This window comes from Variovorax atrisoli, from assembly GCF_014195185.1.
GTDB classification, from domain to species: Bacteria; Pseudomonadota; Gammaproteobacteria; order Burkholderiales; family Burkholderiaceae_C; genus Variovorax; species Variovorax atrisoli.
Window position 1 is genome coordinate 146,966 of the sequence record NZ_JACIBG010000002.1, and the last position, 20,708, is coordinate 167,673.

Annotated in this window: 18 protein-coding genes; 8 read left to right on the forward strand and 10 right to left on the reverse strand. The window is 70.5% G+C overall.

Annotated elements, in window-relative coordinates; genetic code table 11:
- Positions 1-10 precede the first annotated feature (10 nt).
- Both FHY06_RS07640 and FHY06_RS07645 read right to left on the reverse strand, forming a co-directional pair.
- Positions 11-1,378 carry a hypothetical protein gene (locus FHY06_RS07640; RefSeq protein ID WP_184604294.1) on the reverse strand — a complete coding sequence of 456 codons (1,368 nt, stop codon included), beginning with the start codon at positions 1,376-1,378 and terminating at the stop codon, positions 11-13.
- A complete protein-coding gene (locus tag FHY06_RS07645; protein WP_184604295.1) occupies positions 1,375-4,107 on the reverse strand; it encodes a tannase/feruloyl esterase family alpha/beta hydrolase in 2,733 nt (910 codons plus the stop codon). Before FHY06_RS07645 ends, FHY06_RS07640 begins: the two co-directional genes overlap by 4 nt.
- A gap of 121 nt (positions 4,108-4,228) precedes the next feature.
- Here FHY06_RS07645 and FHY06_RS07650 point away from each other — a divergent pair, with 121 nt between their 5' ends.
- Both FHY06_RS07650 and FHY06_RS07655 read left to right on the forward strand, forming a co-directional pair.
- A complete protein-coding gene (locus FHY06_RS07650) occupies positions 4,229-5,149 on the forward strand; it encodes a LysR family transcriptional regulator (protein WP_184604296.1) in 921 nt (306 codons plus the stop codon).
- Positions 5,146-6,141, forward strand: coding sequence for a Bug family tripartite tricarboxylate transporter substrate binding protein (locus FHY06_RS07655; protein ID WP_184604297.1), 996 nt, complete (start codon positions 5,146-5,148; stop codon positions 6,139-6,141). The genes FHY06_RS07650 and FHY06_RS07655 overlap by 4 nt, the downstream gene beginning before the upstream one ends.
- 17 nt (positions 6,142-6,158) lie before the next feature.
- Here FHY06_RS07655 and FHY06_RS07660 read toward each other — a convergent pair whose 3' ends face one another.
- Positions 6,159-6,731: a putative glycolipid-binding domain-containing protein gene (locus FHY06_RS07660; RefSeq protein ID WP_260310159.1), complete on the reverse strand. Its 573-nt coding sequence runs from the start codon at positions 6,729-6,731 to the stop codon at positions 6,159-6,161.
- Positions 6,732-6,816: 85 nt separating this feature from the next.
- Here FHY06_RS07660 and FHY06_RS07665 point away from each other — a divergent pair, with 85 nt between their 5' ends.
- From FHY06_RS07665 to FHY06_RS07685, 5 genes are all read left to right on the forward strand, one after another.
- Positions 6,817-7,389 carry a C4-dicarboxylate ABC transporter substrate-binding protein gene (locus FHY06_RS07665; RefSeq protein ID WP_184604299.1) on the forward strand — a complete coding sequence of 191 codons (573 nt, stop codon included), beginning with the start codon at positions 6,817-6,819 and terminating at the stop codon, positions 7,387-7,389.
- The gene (locus tag FHY06_RS07670) at positions 7,390-8,874 is read left to right on the forward strand and encodes a TRAP transporter large permease subunit (protein ID WP_184604301.1); all 1,485 of its coding nucleotides are present in this window, start codon (positions 7,390-7,392) and stop codon (positions 8,872-8,874) included.
- 31 nt (positions 8,875-8,905) lie between these two features.
- Complete coding sequence (locus FHY06_RS07675; protein WP_184604303.1) at positions 8,906-9,523, forward strand: YiiX family permuted papain-like enzyme; 618 nt, start codon at positions 8,906-8,908, stop codon at positions 9,521-9,523.
- 115 nt (positions 9,524-9,638) lie between these two features.
- The gene (gene dinB / locus FHY06_RS07680; RefSeq protein WP_221404201.1) at positions 9,639-10,832 is read left to right on the forward strand and encodes a DNA polymerase IV; all 1,194 of its coding nucleotides are present in this window, start codon (positions 9,639-9,641) and stop codon (positions 10,830-10,832) included.
- A gap of 7 nt (positions 10,833-10,839) precedes the next feature.
- Complete coding sequence (locus FHY06_RS07685; protein ID WP_184604305.1) at positions 10,840-11,535, forward strand: TIGR02117 family protein; 696 nt, start codon at positions 10,840-10,842, stop codon at positions 11,533-11,535.
- A gap of 3 nt (positions 11,536-11,538) precedes the next feature.
- Here the strand turns inward: FHY06_RS07685 and FHY06_RS07690 are convergent, their stop codons facing one another.
- Together FHY06_RS07690 and FHY06_RS07695 are read right to left on the reverse strand one after the other, a co-directional pair.
- Positions 11,539-12,084, reverse strand: a complete 546-nt coding sequence (locus FHY06_RS07690) for a hypothetical protein (RefSeq protein ID WP_184604307.1) — start codon at positions 12,082-12,084, stop codon at positions 11,539-11,541.
- A 2-nt stretch (positions 12,085-12,086) separates the two neighbouring features.
- A complete protein-coding gene (locus FHY06_RS07695; RefSeq protein WP_184604309.1) occupies positions 12,087-13,130 on the reverse strand; it encodes a purine-nucleoside phosphorylase in 1,044 nt (347 codons plus the stop codon).
- 154 nt (positions 13,131-13,284) lie between these two features.
- On the opposite strand from FHY06_RS07695, the gene FHY06_RS07700 reads away from it, so the two are divergent.
- Positions 13,285-14,577 carry a DNA topoisomerase IB gene (locus FHY06_RS07700; RefSeq protein ID WP_184604311.1) on the forward strand — a complete coding sequence of 431 codons (1,293 nt, stop codon included), beginning with the start codon at positions 13,285-13,287 and terminating at the stop codon, positions 14,575-14,577.
- On the opposite strand, the gene FHY06_RS07705 is transcribed toward FHY06_RS07700, so the two are convergent.
- The 5 genes from FHY06_RS07705 to FHY06_RS07725 form a co-directional block, all read right to left on the reverse strand.
- Complete coding sequence (locus FHY06_RS07705; protein WP_019654232.1) at positions 14,520-15,200, reverse strand: hypothetical protein; 681 nt, start codon at positions 15,198-15,200, stop codon at positions 14,520-14,522. The two genes, FHY06_RS07700 and FHY06_RS07705, sit on opposite strands and share 58 nt — an antisense overlap.
- 178 nt (positions 15,201-15,378) lie before the next feature.
- Complete coding sequence (locus FHY06_RS07710) at positions 15,379-15,558, reverse strand: DUF3606 domain-containing protein (protein ID WP_019654233.1); 180 nt, start codon at positions 15,556-15,558, stop codon at positions 15,379-15,381.
- A 151-nt stretch (positions 15,559-15,709) separates the two neighbouring features.
- The gene (locus FHY06_RS07715; protein WP_184604313.1) at positions 15,710-17,212 is read right to left on the reverse strand and encodes a class I adenylate-forming enzyme family protein; all 1,503 of its coding nucleotides are present in this window, start codon (positions 17,210-17,212) and stop codon (positions 15,710-15,712) included.
- 3 nt (positions 17,213-17,215) lie between these two features.
- Positions 17,216-18,202, reverse strand: a complete 987-nt coding sequence (locus FHY06_RS07720; protein WP_126182773.1) for a Bug family tripartite tricarboxylate transporter substrate binding protein — start codon at positions 18,200-18,202, stop codon at positions 17,216-17,218.
- A 160-nt stretch (positions 18,203-18,362) separates the two neighbouring features.
- On the reverse strand, positions 18,363-20,684 hold the full coding sequence (locus tag FHY06_RS07725) for an acyl-CoA dehydrogenase family protein (RefSeq protein WP_184604989.1): 2,322 nt from the start codon (positions 20,682-20,684) through the stop codon (positions 18,363-18,365).
- Between the last annotated feature and the right edge of the window lie 24 nt (positions 20,685-20,708).

Sequence of the window (20,708 nt, forward strand, 5' to 3'; positions counted from 1 at the left end):
TGAAAAAAAATCAGGGCGTGCGCGAAGGCACGCGGCTTTCGAGCGCGGGCGGCTGCCACGCGGGCTGGATGTGGCAGCCGTTCTTGCCGTCGGTGTCGTAGCGCGGCATCAGCGCCTTGCAGCGTTGCGCAAGGCCTTCGGGCGTGGGCTTCTCGCCCTTGTCGATCCAGTCGAGCAGCGCGGCGAAGAGCGCGGGGTATTCCGAATCGCTCAGGTAGCTGTGCTCGCGCTCGCTGCTGAAGCTCTGAACCAGCAGGTCGCCGGTGCCTGCCGCGTCGCGGATGCGGCGGTAGGAGTTCTCGAGTTCGACGAAGGCCGTGGGGTCGTCGATGGCGTGCAGGCCCACCGTGGGCAGCGCGGTGCGGCCGGTGGGCTGGCTGTCGGCCGCGAGCGCACCCTTGGCCTGCGGGTCGGCCGCGTAGCGCAGCACGCCGGCATTGAGCGCCGCGTCGTCGGCCGAGCCGCTGTAGACCACGCCGATGTTGCCGAAGGGATTGCGGCCCTCGAGCCGCTTCTGCACCAGATCCTGGAAGAGCCACGTCGCCCAGGTGAGATGGCCCAGCAGCGAGCGCTCCTGGATCTTCACGACCGAAACAATGGTCTTCAGCCGCGCCGCCTGCTCGGGCGTGCGCTGCGCGGCGGGCAGGCCGATGCCGGTGCACTCCTTCACGCGCGCGGCGAGGTCGGCGCGCGTGAGCTTCGAATCGAGCGGCAGGCCCATCCACAGCGGGTACTGCGGCTCGTCGGGGCGCGGATGGTTGCGGCAGACGTACTGGTAGACCACGCGCAGGTCGAGCCGGAAGTCGTAGGCGCTGTTTCCGCCGCCGAGCACGCCGCTGGTGAGCAGCAGGCCGTCGTAAGGCGATTTGGCGCCGCCGGCCGGCGCATAGAGCTCCGCCGCTTTCGCCGCCACGCCCGCGCCATAACTCTGCCCGTGCAGCAGCGTGCGGTGCGGCTGGCCGAAATGGCGCACGAAGATCCGGCGCAGGCGCTCGGTATCTTCCGCCGCCATGGTCACGCCGTAGCCGCCGCGCCGGTAGGTGGAGGCGGCCCATGCGTAGCCGGCCTTCACGGTGACGGCCCAGCGCTTGAGGTCTTCCTCGCTGCGCTCCAGCTTGGGCGGACCGGTCTCGGGGCCGCCGTGGGCGTGCATCACGAGCACATGGCCGGCGTTGCTCGTCCAGCCCTGGGGAATCGCGATCCAGTAGAAGGAACCGGCGCCGTCTTCACCGGTGTAGCAGCGGGCCGATTCGGGCACGGGCGAGGGGCAGGCTGCGGGCTTAGGGCCGGAGGGTGCGGCCTGTGCATGCATGGCGGATGCCGCACCCAGCAGTGCGAGGGCCGTGGATGCCGCGAAGCGGGACAGGGGGTTTTTCAATGACGTACTCCGAGTTCGAGCGCCGCCTTTGTCGCGTCCGTCGAAACGAATGCGAGGACGCCGCTGTTGAAGATGAAATTGCCCGGCCGGCCGGCATCGGCCTGTGCCACGCCGAGCACCGGTGTGTCGTAGCCCAGCATGGCCGCGGCACCTGCGAGATTGAAGCCGCTGCCGGCCACCGTGGCATCGTGGTTCTCGCCCTTGACGCTGAGCAGCGCATAGCTTCCGTCCGCCGTGCCGCTGACCAGGCTCTGCTGCAGGCCGAAGAGGCGCATGCCCGCGTTTGCCGCCGACTCGCGCACCAGGTGCACCGGCACCGCCGCGCCGTTGACGAGCCCGATGACCATCGAGCCGGTGAGCGTGCCGCCGGTGGTCACGGCGCTGCCGGTCGGCGATGTGGTGAACAGGTCGAAGGCGTCGCGGGTGCCGTTGTAGGTGATGTAGCCCTTCTCGGTCTGCGCGCAGGTCGTGTCGTAGATCACGAAGCCGTTGGCGGCATCGCGGCAGTATTGGAAGGTGCCGGCATTGCGCAGACGCACCGCCAGCGCCTGCGCGGTCGTGCCGCCGGTGCCCTGCTGCACGCCCACCGCATTGAAGATGTTCGACACCGGGTTGAACACCGTCGGCGTCGCCGCATTCTGGAAGGTGTTCTGGAACGCCAGCAGGGGCGCGAAGCCGCCGCCGCTCGGGGCGTTCACGCCGCCCGACAGCACCCCGCCGGCACCGAAGCTGAACACCGCCCCGCTCTCCGCGCTGGCATAGCTGCAGTTCCCCTCCGACACCAGCGTGCCGGTGCGCACCGTGCCGGCCGTGCGCTGCAGGCTCGCGTCGATGGTCACCGTGTAGGCCATCGTGCCCGGGTCGATCTGCACGCGCAGCTCCTCGCCGAAGCTGTCGCCGCCCTTGTAGGTGGTGACGGCCGCAGGCAGGTTCGGGCAGGCGAGCGGATCGCCGACCTCCGTCACGCAGCTGTAGTTGACGGCCGCGTCCAGGCTGCCGCTGCCGCGGTACTTGGGCCAGGCCGGGAACAGGCACAGAGGACGCGTGCGGCCGTAGGTGCCAGCCACCGCGTCGACCGCGACGCCGGTGGCAGGCGCGAGGCCGTTCTCCACCCAGCCTTCGAGCGCGGCCAGCGAGTCCCAGTTGGGAATGAAGCTGCCGGTGCCGTGGCCCATGCCGGGCACGGTGTAGAAGCGCACGCTCCGGTCGACCGACGCCTGCCCCAGCGTGGCGACGAGCTGCTTGTAGTAGTCGATGGTCGAGTTCGGGCTGATCACTTCGTCGGCCAGGCCGTGCAGCATGATGAGCCGGCCGCCGCGCCCGAAGAAGGGCGCGAGGTTCGGGTTGGTCGCGTCGGTGAGGTTCGACACCTCGGTCACGCGCGCCGCGTAGCTGCCCGGGTTCAGCGGATCGAAGCCCAGCGTGTCGAAGTTCGCGATGCGCGTGACGAAGAACTTCACCCACTGGTCGCCGGTGACGTACATGTTGGCGTCGGCCGACGTGGCGGGGTTGCCCGGCACCTTGCGCGTGCCCAGGTCGCGCGTGGTGAAGGGGCCCGCCACCAGCGCGCCTTCGAGCAGGTTGTAGCCGCCCGCGCGCTTCACGCCGTTGGCCAGCGAGTAGGTCGTGAATTCGAGCGGCGACTCGATGGTCTTCACGGTGTCGAGTTGGGCGTCCGACAGGCAGGTCTTGGCCGTCTTCGTACCGCCGGGGCAGCGCAGCGAGGCCAGGAGCTGTGCATTGAGCTGGCGGCAGCTCTCGACGTTGCTCACGATGTTGTCGGCCGCGCCGTCGAGCTTGTCGCAGGCCTGCATCGCGGCCTTCTGCACCATCAGTGTCTCGCTCAGGTCCATCCAGCCTGCGGCGCCGTTGTTGTAAAGGGCGCGGCCCACGGCCACGTTCGACAGGCGCGTGCCGGTGTAGTTGAGCGCGGGCTCGTTGGCGATCACGCCGTCGTAGTCCAGCGGCCAGCGCTGGATGTAGCTCAGCGCATCGCGCCCGCCCGTAGAGGTGCCCAGGAAGTAGGCGTGCTTCGGCGCCACCCCGTAGCGCGCGAGCACCAGGGCCTGCGCCACGTCGCGCGTCTTCTTGAGCGAGTTGCCGCCGTAGTTGGCGAGCTGCTCGTCGTTGGCCGCGAACTTGCCGTCGGTGATGCTGCCCGACTGGTGGCCCGAGTCGTCGCCGTAGGTGGCGTAGCCCAGCGCGAGCGGCGCGGGCTTGCCGGCGGGGCCGAAGCGGATGACCTCGGTGCCGTCGATCAGCACGCCGTCGAAGCCGCCGCCGCCGAAGTGGATGGTCTTCTGGTTCCACTTCTCGGGCAGGTTGACCGCGAAGTTGATGGACTGCGAATTCGGGTCGACCGGCTGGATGGTGCCGCGCACGCGGCAGTAGTCGCCGAGCGTGTTGCCCGCATCGCTCGCGGCGACGGGCGTGGCACTGGTGACGGTGGCGCCCTGCGTGGGCAGGCTGATCAGCGAGGCCGGCAGGCTCCGGCCTGCGAGGTCGGCGCAGGATGCGACCGGCTGCACGGGCGGAGGCGGCGTGTTGTCGGGCGGGTCGCCTGCCGGTGGGTTGTCGCCCACGCCGGCGGGCGGCGTGCTGGTCGGGGGCAGGAAGGCGAAGCCGCCTCCTCCTCCCCCGCCTCCGCCGCCGCAAGCGGCCAGGGCCAATGAGATGCCGATCGCACTGGCGACGGCGAGGAACTTCGATGCAGGGCGCTCTTTGCGCATGGACTTGTCTCCGGCATGCGGCCTCGTTGGACCGCTTGTTCTTGAATGGGCGGCCGGAAGATAGATTCGGTGTGACCTAGGGTCAAATAAAATAACAAGGCACTTCTCATATCAAAAACATATGGACATACGGGCACTGCGCTACTTCGCCGCCGTCGCCGAGACCGGCCACATGACGCGCGCGGCCGAGCAGCTGGGCATCCAGCAGCCGCCTTTGAGCCTGCAGATCAAGGCGCTCGAACGCGAGCTGGGCGTGCTGCTGTTCCGCCGCCATCCGCGCGGCGTGGCGCTCACCGATGCGGGCCGGCTGTTCCAGGCCGAGGCGCTGCGCATGCTGCAGGACATGGATGCGATGAAGCAGCGCATGACCCGGGTGGCCAAGGGCCAGGCCGGCAGGCTGGCGGTGGGCTTCACCAGCTCGGCGGCGGCGCACCGCTTCATGCCCGACGCGCTGCGCGAGTTCCGCCGCGCCTACCCCGACGTCGAGCTGCAACTGCGCGAGGACAACGCTGCCGAGCTCACCGAGGCGCTGGCGGCCGGCCGCCTGCACTGCGGCCTGCTGCGCGTGCCGGTCGCGCGGCCCGAGGGGCTGCTGTTCGAGACGCTGCTGCGCGAGCCGGTGCTGGTCGCCATGCCGAGCGACCACCGCCTTGCCCGTGGCCGCGACAAGGACTCGCGGGCGCTGCCGCTCGCCAGACTCTGCGAGGAAGGCATCATCCTCGTGCGGCGTCCGGGCGCTCCGGGCCTGTATGCCGACCTGCTCGCGCTGTGCCACGCCAAGGGGCTGCGCCCGCGTGTGGTGGCCGAAGTCGATCGAATGATGACCAACCTCAATCTCGTGGCCGCAGGGGTCGGCCTCTCGGTGGTGCCTGCGTCGATGCACGGCGTGCACGCGCACGCCATCGCCTACGCGCGGCTGGCCGACGGCGGGCAGCTCGACGCGCCGCTCACGCTGGTCTCGCGCGCCGAGGAAGACAACCTGCCCGCGCTGAATTTCGCGGCGCTGCTGCGCAGGCTGGCGCAGGAGAACCCCGGCTCATGACACGGCTGGGCCGCCGCCACCTGCTGCAGCGCGCAGGCACCCTGCTGGCCGCGGCCTGCGCATTGCCCGGCGTGCTGCGGGCGGCACCCGCGCAGTGGCCGAACAAGCCGGTCCGCCTGATCGTGGTCTACCCGCCCGGCGGCGTGAGCGACGGCATGGCGCGCGTGCTGGCCGAGCCGCTCGCACGTTCGCTCGGCGTGCCGGTGATCATCGAGAACCGCCCCGGTGCCGGCGGCAGCCTCGGCATGGATGCGCTCGCCCGTTCGGCCCCGGACGGCAGCACGCTGGCCTTCTCCGCCATCAGCCCTCTCACGCTGCACCCGCTGCTCGCGCGCGTTCCCTACGACCCGATGCGCGCCTTCATGCCCGTGGCCAGCGTGATGCGCACGCCGGTGCTGGTGGCGGGCACCCCCGCCTTCACCGGCCGCGGCTTCGGCGAGCTGATCGCGCGGGCGCGCAGGCAGCCCGGCGAGGTGCGATGGGCCACCTCGGGCGTCGCCACCATCGGTCACCTCGTGCTCGCGCAGGTGCGCGTGCAAAGCGGCACCGAGATCACGCACATCCCCTACCAGGGCGGCGGCCCGCAGCTCAACGATGCGCTCAGCGGCCAGTTCGAGGTGCTCTCCACCAACGTCGCCGCGCAGCAGCTGCAGTACATCGAAGGCGGCCGCTTCCAGGCGCTGGCCGTGGGCGCTCCGGCACGCATCGATGCACTGCCCACGGTGCCGACCCTCGCGGAACTCGGCTTCGAGAAGGCCAACCGCGATTCGCTCTTCGGCATCTTCGCGCCGGCCCGTACGCCGGGCGCGGTAGTGCAGATGCTCAACGCCGAGATCAACCGCGTGCTCGAAAGCGATGCGGTGCGCTCCCGGTTGCGCGCGGCCTACAACCTGCCAGCGGGCGGCGGCAGCGACGCCTTCGCGCACGAGATCGCGCTGGACAGGCGGCGCAACCGGGAGCTGGTGACGGGGGATCGGTCGCAGTTCGACTGAACGCGGTGGCTTGCCGACTACTTCTCGGCTACCCAGAGCCGAGGGTAGTCGGCGACGAAGCTGTCGGCCGTCACGCTCAGCGTGGCCGCGTAGTCGAAGCGCTTCGCCTCGTAGGCGTACTCGGTCTCGCTGCGCCGCTCGTAGCGCTGCATCAGTTCGCTGAGCACGCCGCCGCCGTCGATGTCGAGCCACGCGGCGGGGGCGTCGGCGCACTCGCCCTTCGCGAGGCCCAGGCGGCGCAGCTGCAGCAGGTTGGTGGCGGGCGTGAAGCCCAGGTCGAGGTCGATGCAGTGCGAGAGGTCGGACACGGGCTCGTCGTTGAGCTTCCAGTGGCCGCGCGCGTCGCGGGCGATCGAGAGGTCGACCGCCGAGTCGCCGAGCCATCCGCGCACCGTGCCCCACTGGGTGTGCCATAGCAGGTCGCAGCGCACGCGGTAGTGCAGCTGGCCGATGCGGCCGTCTTCCAGCCGGAACACGGCTGCACCGTCGAGTTGCCAGGCCGAGGCATTGCGTTCGAGGCGGCAGGCATCGTGGCCCGGTACGTCGAGCCTGCGCCAGAGGATGGAGGCGACCGTTTGCATGGCGCGCATGATGGCACCGGCATGCAGCGCGGCGCAAGCAATGACCCGCCGCCCCGCAGGTGCCAGTCAGGTTCGGGGGAGACGATTTCCGTGCATGACGCCACCGGCAGACCCCCCTCCCCCCGCGGACTCCGCGCAGCCCTCCGGTCCGCCGGCGCCGCGCTGGCTCGACTGGATCGACCGCGTCGCGATGACCTTCGCCGTCGCCATCGCGCTGCTGCTCTTCGCGCAGTGGCCGCTGCGCGACCTCGCCGGCTCCGGCAACGGCCCGACGCAGGCCAACGACCTCGCGCAGTGGCTGTTCGCGCTGTATGTGGCGGTGGCGCTGAGGCACGCCGGACGGCGCGGCGCGCACCTGGTGGCCCGGCCCGACCTGGCGGCCGACACCGCCGGGCGCCATGTGCGGCTGCGCCGCATCGGCGCGGCGCTGTGCGTGCTGCCCTGGTCGCTGTTCCTGGTCTTCACCGCGGCTGCGCCGGTGATGCGCTCGGTGGAGGCGCTCGAGCTCTTTCCCGACACCTTCAACCCCGGCTATTTCATGATCAAGGTGGCCTTGCTGCTGCTCGCCGCGCTGCTGGCGGTGCAGAGCGCGCTCGACCTCTGGCAGGAGCTGCGCCCGGCGAACCCGCCAGAAGACACCGGCCAACCGGGACAGCCCGGCCCGTAGATGCCCTGGCTCGGACTCGCCCTGCTCGCGCTGGCCCTGGCGCTGATGATGACCACCGGCTGGCCGACCTACGCCGTGCTGCTGGGCACATGCACGATCGGCGCGCTGGCCGGCCTGGCACTGGGTGCCTTCGACCTCGCGCTGCTGCAGAACCTGCCATGGCGCATCGTCGGGCTGCTGGAGCACGACCTGCTGCAGGCGCTCGCGCTCTATGCGCTGGTGGGCGCACTGCTCAACCGGCTGGCGCTCGCCGGCCACCTGTACCACGGCCTGCGCAAGGTGCTGGCCCTGGTCGCGCCGCGCGCGGCCCCCGAGCTCGCCGGCATGGCGCTGGGGCTGCTGCTCGCGCCGATGAACGGTTCGGTGGGCGCCAGCCTGCTGACGCTCGCCCGCACCGCCGGCCAGGGCTGGACGCGCGAGGGACTGCCCCCGGCGCGGCGAACTGCACTCGTGGCCGTGACCAGCACGCTGGGCGTGATCGTGCCGCCCTCGCTGGTGCTTCTGCTGCTCGGCGACGCAATGCTGCGCGCGCACACCGAGGGCATGAACATGGCACGCGAACTGGCGCTGCCTTCGGCGAGCACGGCCAGCCGCGTCGTCAACACGCAGGACATCCTGCAGGCCGCGCTGGTGCCTGCCGCCGCGCTGCTGGTCGGCTGGCTCGCCGTGGCATGGCTAGGCGCGCGCGGCAAGCCAAGGGACGCCGTGCCGCGCGAACCGCTGAGCCGCGGCGAGGGCTGGACCTTGCTGCTGGTGCCGCTGCTGATCGGCGCGCTGCTGGTACTGGTCACGCTCGGCAGGGTGCGCGCGGTGGAAGGCGCGGCTGCCGCCTGCGTGCTGCTGCTGGCGTGGGGCCTGCTGTCGCGCCAGCTCACGCGTGCGGTGCTGTGGCAGGTGCTCGACGACGCGATGGCGCTCACCGGCGCGCTCTATGCGCTGCTGGTGGCCGCCACCACCTTCTCGCTGCTGCTGCGCGGCTTCGGCACCGACGGACTGATCGCGCGGCTGATGCTGTCGCTGCAGCAGCATCCGATGATCGGGCTCGCGGTGGTGCTGGCGGTGCTGCTCGCCTTTGCCTTCGTGCTCGACGCCTTCGAGCTGATCTTCCTCATCGTGCCCATCGTCATGCCGCCTGTGCTCGCACAGCTCGACGACGCGGCCTGGATCGCCACGCTCACGCTGCTGGTGCTGCAGGCCGGCTTCCTGCTTCCGCCCTTCGGCTACGCGCTGGTGCTGGCGCGCGGGCAGGTGAGGCCGCGGCCGCCGGCGGCCGCCCTCGCGCGGGTGCTGGCGCCGTATCTCGCGGTGCTCGCCACTGTCACCGCGCTGGTGATGGCGCTGCCCCAGACCACGCGCTGGCTGCGCGCCTCGCCCACCGCGCTCATGCCCGCCGGGCCGATGAACGACGAGGCGGTGGAGCGCCTGATGCGCGAGATGGCGCCGCCCGATACGGGCGACAGCGCCCCGCCGCCAGAGGAGAAATAGCCGCGCATGGCGTGCCGCACAATGCGCGTCCATGACCTTCCGGCTCCCAGCAGTCATCGCCCTCGCCCTGTCTCTGCTCCTGGCCGGCGCCGCCCGCGCGTCGACGCAGCTGAAGGACGGCGACATCGTCTTCCACACCTCGCGCTCGGCCCAGAGCCTCGCGGTGCAGCGCGCGACCGGCTCGCGCTACAGCCACATGGGCATCGTGCTGACGAAAGACGGCAAGCCCTACGTGTTCGAGGCGGTCTCCACCGTGCGCTACACGCCGCTCGCGCAATGGACGGCGCGCGGGAACGGCGGGCACTACGTGGTCAAGCGGCTGCGCAATGCCGACACGCTGCTCACGCCGGGTGCCGTTGCAAGGCTGCGCGCCGGCACGGCCGACTTCGAAGGCCGCCCCTACGACCTGACCTTCGAATGGTCCGACCAGCGCATCTATTGCTCCGAACTCGTGTGGAAGCTCTACCAGCGCGCGCTGGGCGTGCGCATCGGCGAGCTGCAGAAGATCCGCGAATTCAACCTGAAGGACCCGGCCGTTCGCGCCAAGATGCGCGAGCGCTACGGCGACAGGGTGCCGATGGACGAGCCCGTGATGTCCCCCGTGGCGATGTTCGACTCGCCGCTGCTGGTGACGGTGGAGACGCGCTGACCGGGCCGGGCGAATCGCCCCGCACGCGCAAGCAGCGCCCAGCCGCGAGACAATTGTTACCGTGAGCTCCCAGACCCCATCGGCACCAAAGATCCGCCGCATCGCGCACCTCGACATGGACGCCTTCTACGCGTCCGTCGAGCTGCTGCGCTACCCGCAGCTCAAGGGCAAGGCGGTGGTGATCGGCGGCGGGCGCAGGCGCGTGGACGAGGCCATCCGCAACCTGCCCGAAGGCGGCACGCTGGCCGACATTCCGGTCGAAGACTTCCCGCTGCTCAAGGACTACACCGGCCGCGGCGTGATCACCACCGCCACCTACCCCGCGCGGCAGTTCGGCGTGGGCTCGGCAATGGGGCTCATGAAGGCGGCCAAGCTGTGCCCGCAGGCGATCATCCTGCCGGTGGACTTCGACGAGTACCGCCGCTACTCGCGCGCCTTCAAGAAGATCATCCTGGAGGTCGCGCCGCTCATGGAAGACCGGGGCGTGGACGAGGTCTACATCGACTTCACCGACGTGCCCGGCGGCCAGCGCGAGGGCGGGCGCTCGCTGGCCCGGCTGCTGCAGAAGGCCATCTTCGACGCCACCGGGCTCACGTGCTCCATCGGCGTGGCGCCCAACAAGCTCATCGCCAAGATGGCGAGCGAGTTCAACAAGCCCAACGGCATCTCGATCGTCTACGAGGACGACCTGGAAAAGCTGATCTGGCCGCTGCCCTGCCGCAAGGTGAACGGCATCGGCCCCAAGGCCGACGAGAAGCTCAAGCGCTTCGGCATCGAGACCGTGGGCCAGCTCGCGGCGCGCGACCGCGACTGGCTCATCGCCAACTTCGGCAAGGCCACCGGCGCGTGGATGCACGAGGTGTCATGGGGTCGCGACGACCGCCCCGTGGTGACCGAGAGCGAGCCGGTGTCGATGAGCCGAGAGACCACCTTCGACCGCGACCTGCACGCGGTGCGCGACCGCGCCGAACTGGGCGCGATCTTCACCAGGCTGTGCGAGCAGCTGGCCGCCGACCTGCAGCGCAAGGGCTACGTGGGCAAGACCATCGGCATCAAGCTGCGCTACGACGATTTCAGGATCGCCACGCGCGACCAGACCATCGACCGCTTCACCGACGACGCCAAGACCATCCGCCAGACCGGCGGCCTGTGCCTGAAGCGCGTGCCACTGGAGCGGCCCCTGCGCCTGCTGGGCGTGCGCGTGGGCACGCTGGCAAAGGCCGGCAGCCCCGAGGCCCTGGCGCCCGCCGCCACCGGCACGCACCGCGCGGCGGCCGAGCCGGTGGCGACCACCGCGTCGCTCTTCTGAGGGCGCGATGGCCGGACGCTGGCTGCGGCGCATCGTCTTCACCCTGCTGGGCTTCGTCGCACTCGTGGGCCTGTACGTGGCCACGGCCTGCGCACTGGTGCTCTGGCCCGCCAACGCCGAAGCACCGAAGAATGCGGTCGCCGAGGTGCAGGCCTGGGTGCTGAGCAACGGCGTGCACACCGACTACGTGTTCCCGATCCGCTCGGCCACCGTCGACTGGCTGCAGCTCTTTCCGCTGAAGGACTTCAGGGCATCGCCACCCGACGCCGAATTCATCGCCATCGGCTGGGGCGATCGCGAGTTCTACCTGAACACACCCACCTGGGCCGACCTGACCGCATCGCGCGCGCTCGCAGCCCTGGCCGGCGGCAACCGCGCGCTGCTTCACGTGAGCTACCTGCGGCGCGGCCAGCTGGGGCAAGGCGCCTTCGCGCTGCCGCTCACGCAGGCGCAGTACGCGCGGCTCGCAGCCTACGTGCGCGCCGCGCTGCCATCGGGCCGCGCCACACCCATCGCGGGCGCGCACTACGACAACCAGGACGCCTTCTACGAGGCCGAAGGCGGCTACAACCTCTTCGAGACCTGCAACACCTGGACCGGCCGCGGCCTGCGGCAGGCAGGCGTCACCGCGAGCCGCTGGACGCCGTTCGACTTCACGGTGACGTGGCACCTTGAGCCGGTGCGGCCCGGCGCGATCCGGTAGAAGTCAGTAGAGGTGCGGCTCCTCGTTGAACACGCGCACCGGCGGCGTGCTCGCGAAGACGTCGAGCGCGTGCGTGCGATCCACGCACATGAGGTTGGTCGCGCGCCTCTCCCAGGCCCAGCCATCCCACCCGTTGGCACGCCGGTGCGTCACCACGCGCAGCCACTGGCCGGGCCGCAGGACGCCCAGCGGTTGCGGCCGACCGGTGTGCCGCACCGCGCCGCCGTGCCACCATCCGATGGCCATGCCGCCCGGCTGCGCGCGCCATTCATAACCCTGCTCGCGCAGCTGGTGCGCGTTCCATGACTTCCAGGCGGCTGGCGCGACAGACTGGCTCTCTAACGCCCCGCCGTCGGGACGCAACGAGATCTCCTGCCACAGCACGCCGCCCACGACGGGCGGCTCCAGCAGTTGCATCTCGAGCCCGGTGAGGGGCAGGCGCATCGGCGCCTGGTTGCGCAGCCTGCCTTGCTCCGCATCGCGCCCGGCTTTCGTCCAGAGGCAGCGGATGCTCTGCACGGCCAGCCACATGGCGGGATCGTCCGTCACGTTCAGGGCTTCGGCACCCCGCCCGACCACTTCGACCAGTTCGCGACGATGTGATCGACCACGCGGCTGCCCACCAGCTCGATGTTCTCCACCGTCTCGGCGAAGCCGCCGGCCGTCTCGCCAGGTGCGGGGTCGAGGTGCTGCAGCGTGGTTTCCTTCGGGTTGCCCTGGTCGAAGTTGACGGCGCCGCGCAGGCTCATCACGCGGTCGGTGCCGTGGGTGCGCTTGATGACGAGGGTGATGGCGGCGGCCTCCATCTCGGTGATGACGTAGTCGTCGGCGCCGTAGAGCTTGGCGATGTACTGCGCCTGCTTCGACATGCCGGGGCCATGGAAGAAAGTGTCGCCGGTCATGTGGGTGCCGGTGCCGACGAAGGGTGCGCGGCGCGCGGCCGCGTCGGGGTAGCGCAGGCGGTACTTGCGGGCCGATTCGGAGTCCTTCAGGGGCGTGTCGGCCGAGAGCTTCATGGCCCAGCTCACGAGATCGGGGTTGAGCTTGAAGCGGCGGTATTCCTCGTAGCCCTTGCGCGGCATGAAGGTGGGCTCGCCGGGCTTGTTCTCCTCGGGCGCCCAGCGGTGGCCCAGGTCGTAGTCGACCAGCCATGTGGCCCAGCTGACCTCGCCGATGGTGCCGCGCGAGGGCGGCGTGCCGGCCACGCCCGAGATGACGTAGTAGCTCTGCGAGAAGTCGAACTGCGGGTTCAGCAGGATGGCCTGCATCGACGACGACGAATTCACCTTGCCCATGCCGAGCACCGAGCCGCACACGCCGTCGGCGTTGCAGTACACGGGCTGCAGCGCGCCGGGCACCGTGATGGCCTTGGCGTCCTTCCAGTAGCGCTCGTACCAGTGCTGGAACTCGCCGGCACGGTCGCCGGTGTTCTTGCCGATCTCGAACATGGCGGCGACGAAGACCTTGACCTTCACGGGCGCGGCCGCAGCAGGAGCCGTGGTCGTGGACGTGGAGGCGCAGGCGGTGAGCAGCAGCGCCGCTGCCGGCACGGCCAGCCAGCGGGCGGCGAAAAGGGAAGACTTAGACGAACTCATTCTGGAACCCGGTAAGAGAGAGAAAAACTGCGGAGAAGATCGGAGGCACCGGCGCCGCAAGCGCACCCGGCGCACCGCCGGCGCCTGCGGCGTCCTACACCCGTGGATTGTCGGTGCTGGCAAAAGCAAGGTGTAACGCCACCACGCAAGCCCCATGCCGGCACCTTCCTCTTCTTCCTCCTCGACCGCCAGGCCCCCGTCCAGGCCGACGCCGATCGCCAACGGCCTGGTCTACGTGAACCCCGACATGCCCGGCATCCGCCGCCTGAAGCACGGCGACCGCTTCCGCTACCGCGACGCCCGCGGCGTGTGGGTGCGCGACGCCGACGAGCTCTCGCGCATCCGCATGCTGGCCATTCCGCCGGCCTACACCCAGGTGTGGATCTGCCCGCTGCCCAACGGCCACCTGCAGGCCACCGGCATCGACGCGCGCGGCCGCAAGCAGTACCGCTACCACGCCGACTGGCGCTCGATGAAGGACGAGACCAAGTTCGAACGGCTCGAAGCCTTCGCGCTCGCGCTGCCGGGCATCCGTGCCCGCGTGGCGCGCGACCTGCGGCTGCCCCCGGGCCGCAAGATGCCCGGCCGCGCCCAGGTGCTCGCGGCGCTGGTGCGGCTGCTCGACACCACGCTGATGCGCGTTGGCAACGAGGAATACGCGAGCAGCAACGGCTCCTTCGGCCTCACCACGCTGCGCAACCGGCATGCGACGGTGAAGGGCCAGGCGCTCAAGCTGCGCTTCCGCGGCAAGAGCGGCGTGATGCACGAGGCGCAGCTCGACGATCCGCGCGTCGCCAAGGTGGTGCGGCAATGCCAGCAGCTGCCGGGGCAGGCGCTCTTCCAGTACGTCGACGAGGATGAGGAAGGCAACGGCAAGACCGGCGAGTTGCGCGGCGTCTCGTCGACCGACGTGAACGACTACCTGGCCGAAGCCGCGGGCGGCGAACGCTTCACCGCGAAGGACTTCCGCACCTGGCACGGCACGGTGCAGGCGCTGGAGCTCACCCGGCTGGCCTGCGAGCCCGGCCGCACCGCCGCCGACGGCAGCCGCTACAGCGCCAAGGACATCCTCGGTGCGGTGGCCAAGCAGCTGGGCAACACACCCGCCGTCTGCAAGAAGGCCTACGTGCACCCTGCGGTGCTGGCGCTGGGCAGCGCGCTGTCGGACGGCGACGAGGCCACCGCCGCGCTGTTCGAGAAGATCGGCGGCAGCCGCACCGCAAGGCCCTCGCGAGGGCTGCATGCGGCGGAACGCCGGCTGCTGTCGTTCCTGAAGGCGCACCGGCGCGACCAGGCCCGGCAGACACGCGAGGCCGCTCGCGAGAAGAACGGACGGACACGGCGCGAACAGCGTCGCGCCGCGCGGCCCGTGGCCGGAAAGCAAAAGCCTCAGTTGCGGGTGGCGAGCACCAGGCGCACGCTGGTCGCATCGAGCGCCACGGCGTAGCCCAGGTCTTCCGCCAGGTTCTGCAGCGCAACCGCGTCGATGGCCAGGGCGCGCGGCGCGCGATGTGCGTCGAGCACGGCTTCGGAAGCGTCCGCTTCGCGCGGCAGCGCCACGAGGCGCAGCGCATTCGCGCCGTCGGCCTCGATGCGGATGGTGCCGGCCTCTTCCGCGCCGTCGTGCAGGTAGCCCATCGCACCCAGGAATAGGTAGCGCAGCGCGGCCGCTGCAGGCCAGCGCTGCTCGTCGTCGGACGGGTTCAGGGACTCGTCCTTCTCGAGCGTCACGCCGTGCAGGTCGAAGGCGGCGCGCATCAGGGTCACGCACTGGGACACCAGCGCGCTGCGGGTGATGCCGTCGTCGACGGTCGCGAGCTCCCAGTCGCGCAGCGAGCGGATCGCCTCCACCAGTTCGGAAACCTGGGTGTCGATCAGCCCCACCCGCTCTTCGCAGGCCGTGGTGTCGACGGTCGGGGCGCTTATCTGCCGCTTGAGCATGAGCAGCGCCATGCGGATCACCGAGACCGGGGCGGCCATGTCGTGGCGCAGGGCGGGCAGCGCGCGCGTGAGGAGTTCGTGACGCACGCCGGCCGCGATCCAGCTGCGCGCACTCGGCGAGGATTTCATCGGGCGGCGGACACGGGCGTCGGGTTGATCATCGGCAGGGTCAAGAGCAGCTTGCCTCCAGAAACGTTCTGGTAACAAGTATGAAGTATCAGGCCCTCCCACAGGTGTAGGAGGGTGCCTACCGTGATGCCGCCCCGCCCGGGCCCTTGCCGGAGCTCCAAAGCCTCCGGAACCGGATTCAGGGCTTGCCGAGGTACGCGCGCACGTCCTTCACCTGCACACCCGCCGCCGCGATGGCCGAGCGCAGCTGCGCCTCAGTCACGCCGAGCGTCTGGGTCCAGTAGCGCACCTCGTGCGCCTCGTTCACGTTGATGCGGGCGCCATCCTGCGGCCCGCGCTTGTTCAGGTCATCGGCCATGGTGTTTTTCCTTTGCAGAAGGCCTTACCTTGCGAGCCGCATCGAGAGCCTTCTGGCAGACGGCGGCGCACCCGCTTGCAGGAGAAGTCCGTACGAGCCGGGTGTCAGGGCCGAGGCACGCGGCGGCCTCGGCGAAGGCGCTCGCGCCCGTTCAGCCGGCCGCCGGCACGCAGCGCGCCTTCAGCTCGCGCTTGAGCAGCTTGCCGTTGGACGTGGTGGGCATCGCATCGATCAGCTCGATGCGCGCGGGGCGCTTGTAGGGCGACAGGTTCCCGGCCAGGTGCGTGCGCAGCCCGGCCTCGTCGAGCGTCGCACCCGGCTTCAGCTCGATGAAGGCAACCACCTGCTCGTTGCCGTCGGCCTCGGGCACACCGATCACCGCGCACAGATGCACGCCCTCGAAGCGGCCGATGACCGCCTCGATCTCCGCCGGGTACACGTTGAAGCCCGAGCGGATGATCATTTCCTTCAGCCGCCCGACCACGAACAGCGCGCCGTCGTCGCCGAAGCGCCCCAGGTCGCCGCTGGCGTACCAGCCGCCGGGTCGCATCACCTGCGCGGTGGCCGCCGCGTCGCGGAAGTAGCCCAGCATCAGGCCGGGGCCGCGCAGCCAGATCTCGCCCGTGTCGCCCTGCGCCACGTCGTTGCCTTCGGGGTCGACGATGCGCGCCTCGCCGCCTTCCACCGCATGTCCGGCAGACGTATCGGCGCGCGGCGACTCGGTGCGCGTGAGAAACACCGAGCCCGCGTATTCCGACAGCCCGTAGCCGTAGTGCAGCGGCTGGCCGAAGAGCCGCTCGACACGCTGCTTGAGCGCCGGATCGAGCGGCGCCGAGCCGGTGTAGACGTAGCGCAGGTGCGGAAAGCACGGCGCCGCATGCTCGGCCTCGATGTGGGCCAGCAAGCGCGCGTACATCGTCGGCGGACCAAGCAGGTTCGACACCTGCTCGTTGGCCAGCGCGTGCAGCACGTCGGCCGGCGAGAAGCTGCCGCGCAGCACCAGCGAAGCGCCTCCGGTGAGCGCGGCCATCAGCACGGTGCCGATGCCGAAGATGTGCGTCATCGGCAGGAAGGCATAGACGCGGTCGTGCCCGCCCAGCGCGCGGATCCGCGCCGACACGCGTCCGAAGTGCAGCAGGCCGCGATGCGACACCATCACGCCCTTGGGCGTACCCGAGGTGCCGGAGGTGAAGATGATGGCGGCCGCGTCGGCCAGCGCCGCGTCGGGCTCGGTGCGTGCGTCTTCACGAGTGCCCGAGCGCATCACGCCTTCCAGCGAAGCCGGCTTGGCACCGGCCCTGCCCGCATGCTGCGCGGCAGCTTCGGAAGCCCCCGTCGTGTAGCAGCACAGCCGCGCATCCGCCCGCTCGGCAATCGCCGCGATCTCGCCCGGCGACATGCGCGCGTTCACGCCGCAAGACCACGCGCCCACGCGGCTGCAGGCCATGATGAGCGCGATGTGCGCGGCGCAGTTCTCCGCCACCAGCAGCACGCGATCGGTCGGCCGCACGCCAGCGGCCAGGAGGCCTTGCGTGGCGACGTCGACCATGGACTGGAGCTGCGCGTAGCTGGTCGTGCCGTGTGGCTCGAAGAGAAAGACAGCATCGGGCGTGCTCGCCGCACGCTCTTCGAGCAGGTGATGGATTCGCCGCATCGCCTATTCCGCCTCGATGCCCTTGGAAGCGGTCGCCCACAGCTGCCGGTCGGACCTGCCCTTGGTCGCCAGGACCTCCGCCGCACCCGACCACACGTCGTAGCCCTGCTCGCGCAGCCGGCCGGCGATGTCCTCGCGCGCCAGCATCTTCTGCGCGGCGGCGTTGATGCGCGCGACCAGCGCCGGGTCGATGCGCGCCGGCCCGTACAGGCCGAACCAGCCGCCCACGTCGTAGCCCGGCAGGCCCGACTCGACCATGGTGGGCACATCGGGCAGCATGCGGTTGCGCTGGCGCGAGGTGACGGCCAGCGCACGCACCTTTCCCGTCTGGATGAAGGGCCTGGAGGTGGCGATGATGTCGAACATCATGGTCACGTTGCCGGCCATCACGTCGGCGAGCGCGGGCGCGCTGCCCTTGTACGGTACGTGGGTGAGCTGCACGCCGGCCATCTTCTCCAGCAGCGCGCCGCTCAGGTGGTTGGAGGCGCCCACGCCGGCCGATCCGTAGAACACCTTGCCCGGCCGCGCCTTCGCATAGGCCAGCAGCTCGGCCACGCTGCGCACCGGCACCTCGTTGTTGACGACCAGCACGTTGGTGTAGTCCACCAGCGGCGCGATGGGCGCGAGGTCCTTCATCGGGTCGAAGGCCATGTGGCGCTGCACGTTGGGGTTGATGGTGATCGTCGGGCTCGCGCCGAAGAACAGCGTGGCACCGTCGGGCGCGGCCTTGGCCACTGCGTCGCCGCCGAGCGAGCCGCTGGCGCCGGGCCGGTTGTCCACGATCACCTGCGTGCCCAGCTCCTGGCTCAGTGCGGGCGCGAGCAGGCGCGCAGCGCCGTCCACGGGACCGCCGGCCGAATAGCCGACCACGAGCTTGACGAGCGGTGGCAATGGCTGCTGCGCGAACACGCGCGAAGGCAGTGCGGCCAGCGCCGCGCTGCCCGCCAGCGCCGACAAGATGTGGCGGCGCGAGAGGTCGATGGAAGTCATGAGCGTTGTCTCCTTTTTTGATCTACAAGTCAGGCTCGAAAGCCAGGCAGGACCGTTCTTTCGTGGAACACCGCGGAACCGGCTTTGCCAGGCCGCAGGTGTCGCCCCCGGCAGGGGGTTGGCGCGGCGACACGAAGTGCGCGAAGACCGGGGGCGAGCCTCATGCGGGCAAGTCCAGAACCTGCCGCGCGAGGATGTTGCGCTGTATCTCGTTGGTGCCGCCGTAGATCATTGCGGCGGTGGAGCCGATGAGCGGCGAGAGCACGTTGAAGGTCTGGCCGTCGAGCACCTGGTCGCCGGCCACCGCGCCCTGCTCCTCGCCGGCCTCGACCAGCAGCGCACCGATGCGGTGGTAGGTCTCGCTCGCCCAGATCTTCAGCAGCGACACCGAGGCCGGCAGCGGCTTGCCCGCGCGCACGATGTTCGCGAAGCCGGTGTAGGCGGCCGAGAGGTCGAGCACGTCGAGCCGCAATGCCGCGAAGCGCTGCGCGAACACCGGGTCGGCGAAGAGACGCCGCGCCTGCGCCAGCCGCGCGAGCTGGCCCAGTGCGTACTGCGACTGCTTGGGGCTGCCCAGGAAGATGCGCTCGAAGCCCAGCAGCGCCTTCGCGATGCTCCAGCCGCCGTGCAGCCTGCCCACGAGGTTCTCGGCCGGCACGCGCACGTTGTCGAAGAACACCTCGCAGAACTCCGGCTCGCCCGCCAGCGTGTGGATCGGCCGGATGGTGATGCCCGGCGTGCGCAGGTCGCACAGCAGGAAGCTGATGCCCTCCTGCTTGCGCGCGTCCTTGTCGGTGCGCACCAGCATGAAGATGTGGTTGGCGTCCTGCGCGAGCGTGGTCCATATCTTCTGGCCGTTGACGATGAAGTGCTCGCCCTGCGCGTCGCGCGCCGGCATCGCCTCGGTGCGCAGGCCAGCGAGGTCGGAGCCGGCATTGGGCTCCGAATAACCCTGGCACCACACATGCTCGCCGCTGAGGATGCGCGGCAGGAAGCGTTGCTGCTGCTGCGGCGTGCCGTGCTGGATCAGCAGAGGCCCGATCATCACGATGCCCTGGTCGGGCGCGCGCGCCACGCCGTACTGCTCCAGCTCCTCGATCCATGCGATGAGCTTGTCCGCGGGCAGCCCCATGCCGCCGTGCGACTGCGGCCATGCCGGCGCGATCCAGCCCTGTACAGAGAGCGTGAGGTACCACTCGCGCATCTCGCTCCAGCGCGCACGGTGCGAGAGGTAGCGCAGCTGCTGCGGATATCGCTGCTGCAGGAAGGCGCGCACCATGCGGCGGAAGTCGGCCTCGGGCATGGCGGACCAGTCGGCGGTGCGCGGAAACTCGCCATTCCACCCGGCCACGCCGGGCGCGGCCTCCGCATCGCCCGACAGCACGGCATGCCTGCGCTGATGCGCGCTCGCGTTGCCCAGCCATGCCGAGAGGCACAGCACGCGCTTGTAGAACAGGCTCAGGTCGCACTCCTGCGTGTAGCCGATGGCGCCGTGCAGCTGCACGGACGCTCGCGAGGCCTGCAGCGCGGCGGCGGTGCAGCGCGCGTTGACGCGGCTGGCCTCGGCCTCGAGCCGCTGCGCCGGCAGGCCCTGCGCCGAGAGCGCCAGCACTTCGTCCAGCGTGGCCTTCGCCACTTCGAGGTGGATGAACATGTCGACGCATCGGTGCTGCAGCGCCTGGAAGCTGCCGATGGGCTTGCCGAACTGCGAGCGGGTGCGCAGGTAGGCCAGCGTCTGCGCCAGCATCGCCTGCCCCGCGCCCAGCAGTTCCGCCGACTGCAGGATCTGGCCGGCCGCGAGCGCATGGCGCAGCGCATCCTGCGCGGCCGGGCCATCGGCGAGCACCGCACCGGCCGGCAGCACGACCTGCTCGAAGCGCAGGCTCGAAGCCTGGCTGCCATCGACCAACGGTACCGGCGTTTCGATCACGCCTGCGGTGCCGCGCGGCACCCACAGCAGCACGGCGTCGTCGTCACCGCGCGCCGACACCAGCCAGCCGCTGGCGGCCGCGCCGGGCAGCACCATCAGCTTCTCGCCCTGAAGCAGCACGCCGCCTCCGGGTCGGGCCTCGCAGCCGCAGGCCAGCGGCACCGCGCTCAGGTCGCCCGCGCTCTCCTGCCATGCGAGCGCGGGCAGGCTGCGACCTGCGACGAGCTCGGCGAGCAGCGCGTTCGCGCCGGGCGTGCCCAGCCGCGCCAGCAGCAGCGCGCCGAGGCCGGCCACGGCCAAGAGCGGCTCGGGTGCCGCATGCTCGCCGGCCGCGCGGAAGATCTCGGCAGCTCCGTCGAGCCCCAGCGCCAGCCCTGCGGCCGACTCGGGTGCCAGCATGCCGGTCCAGCCGAGTGCGGCGATGTCCTGCCAGCCCTCGGCCTCGTCGCCGCCGGGGCGCTCCATGCGCTCGCGCCGGCGCTGCAGGGCACGGCTGCGTTCGAAGTAGTCCAGTGCCGATTCGCGCACTGCAGCAAGTGATTCGAGGTCCATCGCCGCAGCGTGACAGAAGGCCTC

What these genes read in the sequence shown, in the direction of transcription:
- FHY06_RS07665 (WP_184604299.1), top strand. Translation starts at nt 6,817, where the DNA reads ATGACGCCACCGGCAGACCCCCCTCCCCCCGCGGACTCCGCGCAGCCC.
- FHY06_RS07655 (WP_184604297.1), top strand. Translation starts at nt 5,146, where the DNA reads ATGACACGGCTGGGCCGCCGCCACCTGCTGCAGCGCGCAGGCACCCTG.
- FHY06_RS07695 (WP_184604309.1), bottom strand. Translation starts at nt 13,130, where the DNA reads ATGAGTTCGTCTAAGTCTTCCCTTTTCGCCGCCCGCTGGCTGGCCGTG.
- FHY06_RS07645 (WP_184604295.1), bottom strand. Translation starts at nt 4,107, where the DNA reads ATGCGCAAAGAGCGCCCTGCATCGAAGTTCCTCGCCGTCGCCAGTGCG.
- FHY06_RS07685 (WP_184604305.1), top strand. Translation starts at nt 10,840, where the DNA reads ATGGCCGGACGCTGGCTGCGGCGCATCGTCTTCACCCTGCTGGGCTTC.
- FHY06_RS07725 (WP_184604989.1), bottom strand. Translation starts at nt 20,684, where the DNA reads ATGGACCTCGAATCACTTGCTGCAGTGCGCGAATCGGCACTGGACTAC.
- FHY06_RS07650 (WP_184604296.1), top strand. Translation starts at nt 4,229, where the DNA reads ATGGACATACGGGCACTGCGCTACTTCGCCGCCGTCGCCGAGACCGGC.
- FHY06_RS07710 (WP_019654233.1), bottom strand. Translation starts at nt 15,558, where the DNA reads ATGGCCGATGACCTGAACAAGCGCGGGCCGCAGGATGGCGCCCGCATC.
- FHY06_RS07670 (WP_184604301.1), top strand. Translation starts at nt 7,390, where the DNA reads ATGCCCTGGCTCGGACTCGCCCTGCTCGCGCTGGCCCTGGCGCTGATG.
- FHY06_RS07705 (WP_019654232.1), bottom strand. Translation starts at nt 15,200, where the DNA reads ATGAAATCCTCGCCGAGTGCGCGCAGCTGGATCGCGGCCGGCGTGCGT.
- FHY06_RS07660 (WP_260310159.1), bottom strand. Translation starts at nt 6,731, where the DNA reads ATGCGCGCCATGCAAACGGTCGCCTCCATCCTCTGGCGCAGGCTCGAC.
- FHY06_RS07675 (WP_184604303.1), top strand. Translation starts at nt 8,906, where the DNA reads ATGACCTTCCGGCTCCCAGCAGTCATCGCCCTCGCCCTGTCTCTGCTC.
- FHY06_RS07700 (WP_184604311.1), top strand. Translation starts at nt 13,285, where the DNA reads ATGCCGGCACCTTCCTCTTCTTCCTCCTCGACCGCCAGGCCCCCGTCC.
- FHY06_RS07720 (WP_126182773.1), bottom strand. Translation starts at nt 18,202, where the DNA reads ATGACTTCCATCGACCTCTCGCGCCGCCACATCTTGTCGGCGCTGGCG.
- FHY06_RS07715 (WP_184604313.1), bottom strand. Translation starts at nt 17,212, where the DNA reads ATGCGGCGAATCCATCACCTGCTCGAAGAGCGTGCGGCGAGCACGCCC.
- dinB (WP_221404201.1), top strand. Translation starts at nt 9,639, where the DNA reads ATGGACGCCTTCTACGCGTCCGTCGAGCTGCTGCGCTACCCGCAGCTC.